Annotated in this window: 7 protein-coding genes; 5 read left to right on the top strand and 2 right to left on the bottom strand. The window is 66.4% G+C overall.

What is annotated here, in order from left to right; translation table 11 throughout:
- Positions 1 to 114: 114 nt before the first annotated feature.
- Positions 115 to 1,008, bottom strand: coding sequence for a mechanosensitive ion channel domain-containing protein (locus tag ABE423_RS20055; RefSeq protein WP_050509854.1), 894 nt, complete (start codon positions 1,006 to 1,008; stop codon positions 115 to 117).
- A 136-nt stretch (positions 1,009 to 1,144) separates the two neighbouring features.
- Positions 1,145 to 3,523, bottom strand: a complete 2,379-nt coding sequence (gene ppsA, locus ABE423_RS20050) for a phosphoenolpyruvate synthase (protein WP_014037623.1) — start codon at positions 3,521 to 3,523, stop codon at positions 1,145 to 1,147.
- 145 nt (positions 3,524 to 3,668) lie between these two features.
- Here ppsA and ABE423_RS20045 point away from each other — a divergent pair, with 145 nt between their 5' ends.
- From ABE423_RS20045 to ABE423_RS20025, 5 genes are all read left to right on the top strand, one after another.
- Positions 3,669 to 4,490 carry a pyruvate, water dikinase regulatory protein gene (locus tag ABE423_RS20045; protein ID WP_346487283.1) on the top strand — a complete coding sequence of 274 codons (822 nt, stop codon included), beginning with the start codon at positions 3,669 to 3,671 and terminating at the stop codon, positions 4,488 to 4,490.
- Between the two features lie 148 nt (positions 4,491 to 4,638).
- The gene (locus ABE423_RS20040; RefSeq protein ID WP_049398213.1) at positions 4,639 to 5,148 is read left to right on the top strand and encodes a DUF1249 domain-containing protein; all 510 of its coding nucleotides are present in this window, start codon (positions 4,639 to 4,641) and stop codon (positions 5,146 to 5,148) included.
- 42 nt (positions 5,149 to 5,190) lie between these two features.
- A complete protein-coding gene (locus ABE423_RS20035) occupies positions 5,191 to 5,679 on the top strand; it encodes an 8-oxo-dGTP diphosphatase (protein WP_049462146.1) in 489 nt (162 codons plus the stop codon).
- A 125-nt stretch (positions 5,680 to 5,804) separates the two neighbouring features.
- Positions 5,805 to 6,434, top strand: coding sequence for a DUF2239 family protein (locus ABE423_RS20030; protein WP_049422441.1), 630 nt, complete (start codon positions 5,805 to 5,807; stop codon positions 6,432 to 6,434).
- A gap of 118 nt (positions 6,435 to 6,552) precedes the next feature.
- Complete coding sequence (locus ABE423_RS20025) at positions 6,553 to 7,917, top strand: MATE family efflux transporter (protein WP_346487280.1); 1,365 nt, start codon at positions 6,553 to 6,555, stop codon at positions 7,915 to 7,917.
- The last annotated feature ends 164 nt before the right edge of the window (positions 7,918 to 8,081 follow it).

Below are 8,081 nucleotides of genomic sequence, written 5' to 3'. Positions count from 1 at the left end.
GGGTTATTCCCGCGGCGCGGCTTGAGGGGGGGTGGGGGGCGGCCCGGCGCCCGCCACTCCCGGGGTGCGCGGGGCTGGGTTGTGCCGGCCGCTGGCCGGCATTTCTGTTTGGGATCAGGGCTTGTCGCGCACCAGTGCGTCGGCCTCGACCACGCCACCATCCTTGCCATGCAGGTACAGGTGCATGTCCTGCTGCGGATACGGGATGTTGATGCCGGCCTTGTCGAAGCCCAGCTTGAGCTGTTCCAGCAGCGTGACCTTGGTACCGAACCAGTCGGCCGACTTCACGTAGCAGCGGATGCCAAGATTGATCGCGTGCGCGCCCAGTTCGTACACCACTACGTCCGGTGCCGGCGTCTGCAACACGCGCGGGTCGGCCTTCATCAGCGCCAGCGCGGTGTCGCGCGCCAGCTGGATGTTGTCTTCATAGCCGATGCCCACCACCAGTTCGACGCGGCGGGTCGGCTCGGCGGTCAGGTTGATGATCGGCGCAGCGGTGATCAGCGTGTTCGGAATGGTGGTGTGCTGATTGTCGGCACCGGTGATGACGGTCTGGAAGATGCGCACTTCGCGCACCGTGCCGGTCTGCCCGGCCACCGTCACCACATCACCGACGCGGAACGGGCGCAGCGTCACCAGCATCACGCCCGAGGCGATGTTGGACAGCGAATCCTTCAGCGCCAGGCCTACCGCCAGGCCGGCGGTGCCAAGCACGGCCAGCAGCGGGGTGATCTGCACGCCCAGCGTGCCGATTGCCAGCACCACCACGATCACCAGCGACGCGGCGTACACCACGTTGCGCAGGAAGTTGCCCAGCATCGGGTCCACGCCCATGCGCGCGGTGGCGCGTGGCATCGCATTGGACAGGCGTCGTGCCACCCACATGCCGACCAGCAGCACCACGATCGCGGCCAGCAATGGCACGCCGTAGGTCTCCAGCAGGCGTTCCCAATCGAGGGAGTGGAACCAGGGTGTTGCGGCGGGGGCGGGTGGGGCAGTGGCGAGCATGCGGGCTCCTTTGCAGCGGGGGAGGTGGCGCGCGCAGACGCCAGAAACAACAAGCCCCGCAGAGGCGGGGCTTGCATGCAGCTGAAGTATGGGCCGGCGCCGATGAAAGCGACGTCAGCCCTCAGCAATCACGGTCTCAGCCGTTGGCCTTCAGCTTGGCCAGGCGCAGCCAGGTATCGACCACGGTGTCCGGGTTCAGCGACACCGACTCGATGCCTTCCTGCATCAGCCATTCGGCCAGATCCGGGTGATCGGACGGGCCCTGGCCGCAGATGCCGACGTACTTGCCCTTGGCACGTGCCGACTTGATCGCCATCGACAGCAGCTTCTTCACTGCCGGGTTACGTTCGTCGAACAGGTGCGCGACGATCGACGAATCGCGGTCCAGGCCCAGGCTGAGCTGGGTCAGGTCGTTGGAGCCGATCGAGAAGCCGTCGAAGATCTCCAGGAACTCATCGGCGAGCAGTGCGTTGGACGGCACTTCGCACATCATGATGATCTTCAGGCCGTTCTCGCCCTGCTTCAGGCCGTTCTGTTCCAGCACCTCGATGACCTTGCGGCCTTCTTCCAGGGTGCGCACGAACGGAATCATGACCCACAGGTTGTCCAGGCCCATTTCGTTGCGCACGCGCAGCACGGCCTTGCACTCCAGCGCGAAGGCGGCCGAGAAGCTCGGATCGACGTAACGGCTGGCGCCGCGGAAGCCGATCATCGGGTTCTCTTCGTGCGGCTCGTAGTTGCTGCCGCCGATCAGGTTGGCGTACTCGTTGGACTTGAAGTCCGACAGGCGCACGATCACGGCGTTCGGTGCGACCGAGGCGGTGAGGGTGGCGATGCCTTCGGCCAGGCGATCCACGTAGAAGCTGACCGGATCACCGTAACCGGCGATCTTCTCGTCGATCTTCTTCTTGGTTGCCGCATCCTGGCGGTCGTATTCCAGCAGCGCGTTCGGGTGGATGCCGATGTGGCTGGCGATGATCATTTCCAGACGGGCCAGGCCGATGCCGGCGTTCGGCAGCTGGCCGAAGTCGAAGGCACGTTCCGGGTTGGCCACGTTCATCATGATCTTCAGCGGTGCCGGCGGCATGTTGCCCAGATCGGTGGTGGTGCGCTCGAAGCCCAGCTTGCCTTCGTAGATGAAGCCGGTATCGCCTTCAGCGCAGCTGACGGTGACCAGCTGGCCATCTTCGATGACCTTGGTGGCGTTGCCCGAACCGACCACGGCCGGCACGCCCAGCTCGCGCGCGATGATCGCGGCGTGGCAGGTACGGCCACCACGGTTGGTGACGATGGCCGAAGCGCGCTTCATCACCGGTTCCCAATCGGGATCGGTCATGTCGGCGATCAGCACGTCGCCCGGCTGCACGCGGTTCATGTCGTCCAGCGTCTTGACCACGCGGGCCACGCCCGAACCGATCTTGGCACCGACGGCGCGGCCCTCGGCCAGCACGTTGCCGCCCTTTTCGGTCAGCGCGAAGCGCTCGATCTGGGTGGCATGGCTGCGCGACTTCACCGTTTCCGGGCGCGCCTGCACGATGAACAGCTTGCCGCTGACACCGTCCTTGGCCCACTCGATGTCCATCGGGCGGCCGTAGTGCTTTTCGATGACCAGCGCCTGCTTGGACAGTTCCTGCACGTCCTCGTCGCTGATCGAGAAGGTGTTGCGCAGTTCGACCGGGGTGTCCTCGATCCTGACGCGCTCACCCGGAACATCCGAATACACCATGCGGATGGCCTTGCTGCCGAGCGAGCGGCGCAGGATCGCCGGCTTGCCGGCCTGCAGGGTGGGCTTGTAGACGTAGTACTCGTCCGGGTTGACCGCGCCCTGCACGACCATTTCGCCCAGGCCGAAGGACGATGTGACGAACACCACGTCGCGGAAGCCGGACTCGGTGTCCAGGGTGAACAGCACGCCGGAGGAACCGACGCCCGAACGCACCATCAGCTGCACGCCGGCGGACAGGAACACGTCCTCATGCTTGAAACCGTGGTGCACGCGATAGGCGATGGCACGGTCGTTGTACAGCGAGGCGAACACTTCCTTGACCTTGTGCACGACGTCGTCGGCACCGGTGACGTTGAGGAAGGTTTCCTGCTGGCCGGCGAAGGAGGCATCCGGCAGATCCTCGGCGGTGGCCGACGAACGCACGGCCACGGCCACGTCGCCGCCGCCATTGTCGGCGCTCAACTGGGCGTAGGCAGTGCGGATGTCCTGGTCCAGCTGCGGCTGCAGCGGGGCATCGATCACCCAGGTGCGGATTTCCTTGCCCGCTGCGGTCAGCGCGTTTACGTCCTCGACGTCCAGCGTGGCCAGCTTGTCGAAGATGCGCTTGGACAGATCGTTGTGCGCGATGAAGTCCTTGAAGGCTTCAGCGGTGGTGGCATAACCGCCCGGCACCGAAACGCCCAGACCGGCCAGGTTGCCGATCATCTCGCCCAGCGACGAATTCTTGCCGCCTACGCGGGCCAGATCGGCCAGACGCAGTTCGTGCAACCACAGGATGTTCTCGTTCAAGCGCGATGCTCCGTTTGGCCATCGCCCGAGGCGGGCTGGAATGGCCGCGTCCGTAGGAAGAAGCCGATATGATGCCGGGCAGAGTACCGTCGGCACAAGCTTGTGCTGGCGGCCTTTTTAGGCTTCGTAGGGGGTAAAAGCGCGCATGTCGACCATCCGTCCGGTGTTCTACGTTTCCGATGGAACCGGTATCACCGCTGAAACCATTGGGCATAGCCTGCTTACCCAGTTCTCCGGGTTCAGCTTCATTACCGATCGCATGTCGTTTGTCGACGACCCCGAAAAAGCGCGTGAAGCCTGTGCCCGGATCCAGGCGGCAGGGGAGCGGTACCAGGTCCGGCCGATCGTGGTGAACTCCTGCGTGGACCAGAGCCTGAGCCTGATCCTGGCCGACAGCGGCGCGCTGATGCTGGATGTGTTCGCGCCGTTCATCGAGCCGTTGGAGCGTGAACTGGCCAGTCCGCGCCTGGCCCGGGTCGGCCCGGCGCACGGCATGGTGGATTTCGACACCTACCACCGCCGCATCAACGCGATGAACTTCGCCCTGACCCATGACGATGGCATCGCGGTGAACTACGACGATGCCGACGTGATCCTGGTGGCGGTGTCGCGCGCCGGCAAGACGCCCACCTGCATCTACCTGGCCCTGCATTATGGGGTGCGCGCGGCCAATTACCCGCTGACCGACGAAGACCTGGAAAGCGACCGCCTGCCGCCACGCCTGCGCAACTACCGGCGAAAGCTGTTCGGCCTGACCATCGACCCGGACCGGCTGCAGCAGATCCGCCAGGAGCGCCGCCCGAACTCGCGCTACGCAAACCTGGACACCTGCAAGCGCGAGGTGGCTGCGGCCGAGGTGATGTTCCAGATGGAGCGGATCCCGACCCTGAGCACCACCCATACCTCGATCGAGGAGATTTCCAGCAAGGTGCTGGCCACGCTGGGGCTGCAGCGCGAGCTGTATTGATCCTCATCTGGTAGAGCCGGCCGCTGGCCGGCTGGTGGATGAACCCTCGGCCGCGATGCAGAGCTGCCGGCCAGCGGCCGGCACTGCCCAGGGGTTGGCTTGCACGTGCGCGCCCCCACGTTGAAGCACCAACGTGTAGGATCGACCCATGGCCCGAGCCTTGCCCCGCACCGAACGCATTCCCCGCCTGAGCCGGCTGAGCTGGCTCATGGGCCTGTACGCGGAAAACTACCGCCATCTGGTGCGTCTGTTCGAACCGGCCGGACTGGTGGCGGGCAGCTACATTTCCTCGATCGGCGACGGCCTGGATGTCCGCCTGGACGTGATCGAGTGCCACCGCTACACGGTGGAACTGCGCCTGACCTACGACCTGGCCGACCCGGTCACCGGTGAGCCGGATCCGTCGGCCTATGTGCGTCTGTACCGTGACGCGCGCCAGGCCGAGACCACCCATTGCTACGTCGGCCGCCGCTGGCAGGACACGATGGGCCTGTATCCGCCGCCGGCGGAGCTGATCAGCCACCGCATGCGGATGAACACCTTCCTCGGCAAGTGGCTGGAGTACCTGGCCGAGCGCGGCCACGGCGTGGCCACCCTGCGCCGCGATCCCGACGGTGCTGGCACACCTGCCGAGCGTCGCCTGTCGCTGGTGCGCTGATCGGCCATAATCCACGGCTGACCTGCCGCTGGATGCTGCCCCATGCCGTACACCCCGATCGTCGCCACCCTGGGCTATGTGCTGTCGCCTGATCGTCGCCAGGTGCTGATGATCCACCGCAATACCCGTCCCGGTGACCACCACCTGGGCAAGTACAACGGCCTGGGCGGCAAGATCGAAGCGGACGAGGATGTGGCGGCCAGCATGCGCCGCGAGATCGCCGAGGAAGCCGGCATCGACTGCACCGGCATGCGCCTGCGCGGCACCATCAGCTGGCCAGGCTTCGGCAAGCACGGCGAGGATTGGCTGGGTTTCGTGTTCGTCATCGATGGATTCGAGGGCACCCCGCACGGCGGCAACCACGAAGGCACGCTGGAGTGGGTGGACCTGGACAAGCTGGACACCCTGCCGATGTGGGAGGGCGACCGCAACTTCCTGCCGCTGGTGTTCGACGCCGACCCGCGCCCGTTCCACGGCGTGATGCCGTACAAGGACGGGCGTATGGTGAGCTGGTCCTTCAGCCGCCTGTGAGCCGGGAAATCGGGTAGCTGCCAACCTTTGGTCGGCACGCTCTTCTGGCAAATTAATACCCGGGCAATATTGACGGCGGAGAATTACCCGGGCAATATTCGCGCATCGCCTCTGATGCCGTTGCCATGCCTGCGTCCCGACTTCCTCCCTTCAGTTGTTTCGACGGCCATCGCCTGGTCGCTTCCGGTACGCCGGAAGTGGCCGCGCTGGCGTTGAAGCAGCTGCGTGTCGACAACGCTGCCGGTCCGCTGCTGGTGTTCGACAACGCCACCGGCCGCACCCGTGATTTCGATACGCGTGGCAGCGACGCAGAACTGCTTTCGCGGGTGGCTGCCGCGTTCCCATCGGCCGTGCAAGCGGACGCCGGAATCGCTCCTGAAGACGCGCCTGTTGCCCCGCGAGGCCGTGGCCGCCCCAAGCTGGGTGTGGTCGCCCGAGAAGTGACCTTGCTGCCGCGCCATTGGGCGTGGCTGGCCGAGCAGCCTGGCGGTGCCTCAGTGGTGCTGCGCAGGCTGGTGGAGGCGGCCAGCCGTGCCGGTGCTGACAAGGACCGCCAGCGTCGTGACAGCGAGCGTGCCTATCACTTCCTGCAGGCCATCGCTGGTGACCTGCCTGGCTTCGAGGAAGCCATCCGCGTCCTGTTCGCGCATGACCGCGCGGGCCTGGAAGCGGCGTTGCGGAGTTGGCCCGCGGATGTGCGCGCCCACGCTCTGCGCCTGGCCTTCGACGATCCTGCGGACCACGCCGACGGCTGAGCCATCGCGCCGTTGCTGAGCGACGGCGCCACCTGACCGCGGGTCCAGGCCCGCTTCCCCTGTGCGTGCTTTGCTGGCGGAAACGCCGGGCAGGGCGGCGCTTTGCCCAGAGAACCCCATGAGCACCCCTGTACATCCGACGCCCCCGGTTGCACCACCACTGTGGCGCACCTACCTGACCCTGCTGTTGCCGATGCTGCTGACCAACGCGCTACAGCTGGCCGCAGGCACGCTGGACAACATCTACCTCGGCCATCTGCTTGGCACACAGGCAGTGGCTGCAGCGGCTGCGTTCTTCCCGGTCTTCTTCCTGCTGTTGGCCTTGGTAATGGGCCTGGCGACCGGTGCGATGGTGCTGATCGGCCAGGCCTGGGGCGCGGGCCGCCCCCAGCAGGCACGCGCCGTGGCTGGCAGCGCGGTGGCGCTGATCCTGCTGTTGTCGGTGCTGGTGATGGCCCTGGGCGGCGGTTTCGCGCCACAACTGCTGGCGGCGTTGGGCACGCCGGCAGCGGTCCTCAGTGAGTCCATTGTCTACGCACGCGTGCTGCTGCTGACGGCACCGGTGTTCTTCCTGCTGTGGCTGGCCACTGCGGTGAGCCGCGCGGTGGGCGATGCGAAGACACCGCTGCATGCGCTGCTGCTGGCCACGGTGGTCGGCCTGCTGTGCACGCCGCTGCTGATCCTCGGCTGGGTCGGCCCGCCGCAGCTGGGTTCGGCCAGTGCGGCAGTCTCGGCGGCATTTGCCTCGCTGCTGGCCCTGGCCTGGCTTATGTGGCGGTGGCAGAGGATGGAGCACCCGTTGGCGCCGGGACGTGAGCTGCTGCGTGCCATCCGTTTCGATGGCGTGCTCATCCGCGCGATGCTGCGCATCGGCGTACCGTCATCGCTGCAGATGCTCAGCCTGGCCATTGCCGAAATCGTGTTGCTGGGCTGGATCAACCGCGACGGCTACACGGCCACGGCCGCCTACGGTGCGGTCAACCAGTTGATGAGCTGGGTGCAACTGCCTGCGATGTCGCTGGGGATCACCGCCACCATCCTCGCGGCGCATGCGATGGGCGCGGGGCGTACGGCACGGCTGCCCGCCATCGCTCGCACCGGTGTGCTGCTTGGGCTGGCGATGCTGAGCGTGGTGGTGCTGCTGGTGATGGCGCTGGCGCCCTGGCTGACCGGGCTGATTCTGGCGGCCGCAGAGGTGCGCGAATTGGCCGCATCGCAGCTGCGCACGGTGGTATGGGGCGTGCTGGCGATGGGAGGTAGCGCGGTGCTGGTCGGAGTGATGCGAGGCAGTGGCACGGTGATGTTGCCAGCGTTGCTGGGCATGGCAGCGGTACTGCTGCTGGAGCTGCCGTTGGCGATGTGGTTGCAGGCGCGGCATGGGCTGGCCGGCCTGTGGTGGGCGTGGCCACTGGGGTTGCTGGCGATGTTGGTGATGCAGGTGTTCTGCTTCGCGCATTGGCGGCGGCGGGTGCAGGCTGGGTAGTGCCGGCCGCTTGCCGGCAATCCGGAATGCCGGGGCCGCCGGCCCGCGGCCGGCTCTACCACTCGGTTGGCTCGCGTCCGGCGCGGTAGCTATGGGGTGCCTGACCGCTGGTGATGCAGGTGTTCTGTGTTGCTCGCTGGCGGCGGGTGCAGGCTGGGTAGTGC

It is taken from the genome of Stenotrophomonas sp. TWI1409 (assembly GCF_039673015.1).
Taxonomy (GTDB): domain Bacteria; phylum Pseudomonadota; class Gammaproteobacteria; order Xanthomonadales; family Xanthomonadaceae; genus Stenotrophomonas; species Stenotrophomonas maltophilia_A.
The sequence above is the reverse complement of the archived record's forward strand: the minus strand, read 5'-3'. Positions and strand labels throughout refer to the sequence as shown.

Excerpts from the sequence above, each read along its gene's own strand:
- ABE423_RS20040 (WP_049398213.1), top strand. The coding sequence starts at position 4,639 with ATGGCCCGAGCCTTGCCCCGCACCGAACGCATTCCCCGCCTGAGCCGG.
- ABE423_RS20045 (WP_346487283.1), top strand. The coding sequence starts at position 3,669 with ATGTCGACCATCCGTCCGGTGTTCTACGTTTCCGATGGAACCGGTATC.
- ABE423_RS20035 (WP_049462146.1), top strand. The coding sequence starts at position 5,191 with ATGCCGTACACCCCGATCGTCGCCACCCTGGGCTATGTGCTGTCGCCT.
- ABE423_RS20030 (WP_049422441.1), top strand. The coding sequence starts at position 5,805 with ATGCCTGCGTCCCGACTTCCTCCCTTCAGTTGTTTCGACGGCCATCGC.
- ABE423_RS20055 (WP_050509854.1), bottom strand. The coding sequence starts at position 1,008 with ATGCTCGCCACTGCCCCACCCGCCCCCGCCGCAACACCCTGGTTCCAC.
- ABE423_RS20025 (WP_346487280.1), top strand. The coding sequence starts at position 6,553 with ATGAGCACCCCTGTACATCCGACGCCCCCGGTTGCACCACCACTGTGG.